This is a genomic window from Helicobacter pylori SA37A (assembly GCF_000476015.1).
Taxonomy (GTDB): domain Bacteria; phylum Campylobacterota; class Campylobacteria; order Campylobacterales; family Helicobacteraceae; genus Helicobacter; species Helicobacter pylori_DB.
The window spans coordinates 1-1484 of the sequence record NZ_CBOO010000038.1 but is presented as its reverse complement, the minus strand read 5'-3'; the positions used below and the strand labels follow the sequence as shown (position 1 = coordinate 1484).

The window sequence follows — 1484 nt, the reverse complement described above, 5'->3', positions numbered from 1 at the left end:
TGATTTCTAACATCAGCATACACCCAAAAACCATGTTTAAAAACGCTTTAAATATACAAGATTTTTCATTTAAAAGTCATACTAGTACAGCCATTATTGGCACAAATGGTGCTGGAAAATCAACGCTTATCAACACTATTCTAGGCATTAGATCAGACTATAATTTTAAAGCACAAAACAATAATATTCCATACCACGACAATGTTATACCACAACGCAAGCAATTGGGAGTTGTCTCTAACCTATTCAACTACCCACCTGGATTAAACGCAAACGACCTTTTTAAATTCTATCAATTTTTTCACAAAAACTGCACTCCAAATCTATTTGAAAAAAATCTTTTGAATAAAACCTACGAACACCTAAGCGATGGACAAAAACAGCGCTTAAAGATTGATTTAGCTCTTAGCCACCACCCCCAATTAATTATTATGGATGAACCAGAAACCAGTTTAGAGCAAAACGCTCTTATAAGACTATCAAATCTCATAAGCTTGCGCAACACCCAACAACTTACAAGTATCATCGCCACTCATGATCCTATTGTCTTAGATAGTTGCGAATGGGTATTGTTCCTTAAGAATGGCAACATTGCTCAATACAAACCTTTAAATTCTACATTAAAATCTGTAGCTAAAACTTTTAACTTTAAAGAAAAACCAACCACAAAAGACTTATTAGCATTACTAAAGGATATTTAGTGGGAGCAATTCTATCTATCCTAAAACTTGAAATCAAATCTTATCTCACCAATACAAGCGCGCTATTTTGGACCTTTATTTATCCTATTTTAATGCTCCTATTACTAATTTTTGTTTTTTCAAAAAATACCACTGAAATTTTTTACTTTAATAACATTATAGGTCTAATGGGACTTCTTATTATTTCTAGCGCGATCTTTGGTCTCACACAAGCTATAACAAGCTCTAGATCGCATAATATATTCTTGTTCTACATGCTATCACCAGCAACTTTCAAACAAATAACTCTAGCATTAATCGCTTCAAGACTAATCGTTGTAATCCTATATGCTTTTATCTTTATTATTCTCTCTTTTTATGCGCTCAATATCATCACTATTCTTAATTTTAAAGCGCTTATTTTGGGGTTTGTTAGTGTTTTTTCAAGTGCATTGTTTTGTTTTTGCTTGGCAATTTTTGTAGCTAGAATTTTTCAAAACGAACAAAGCATCTTAGGATTTTGTAATATCATCAATCTCTATGCGCTAATGTCTTGTAATGTTTTTGTTCCTTTAGAATACCTACCTAATATTGGTCAATTATTTATCAAAACATCTATTTTTTACTACCTTAATCAACTTCTAATCAAAGCTTTTCAAGGGATTGATACTATACTGGTTTTAGCAACTTCAACATTTTTCATTATTGGTGGCATTATTTTATTTTTACTAAGCGCTAATCGCATGTTACTAACACCAAAAGAACGCATGCGTTAAACCCTTAGTCCCACCATTTATCAATTGT

General features: G+C 32.0%; 2 protein-coding genes. Both read left to right on the top strand.

The features are described 5' to 3' along the window. Window positions 1-2: 2 nt before the first annotated feature. Window positions 3-701: an ATP-binding cassette domain-containing protein gene (locus QT76_RS07775; protein ID WP_229306595.1), complete on the top strand. Its 699-nt coding sequence runs from the start codon at window positions 3-5 to the stop codon at window positions 699-701. Next, window positions 701-1456: an ABC transporter permease gene (locus QT76_RS07770; protein ID WP_000500907.1), complete on the top strand. Its 756-nt coding sequence runs from the start codon at window positions 701-703 to the stop codon at window positions 1454-1456. Before QT76_RS07775 ends, QT76_RS07770 begins: the two co-directional genes overlap by 1 nt. Window positions 1457-1484 lie beyond the last annotated feature (28 nt).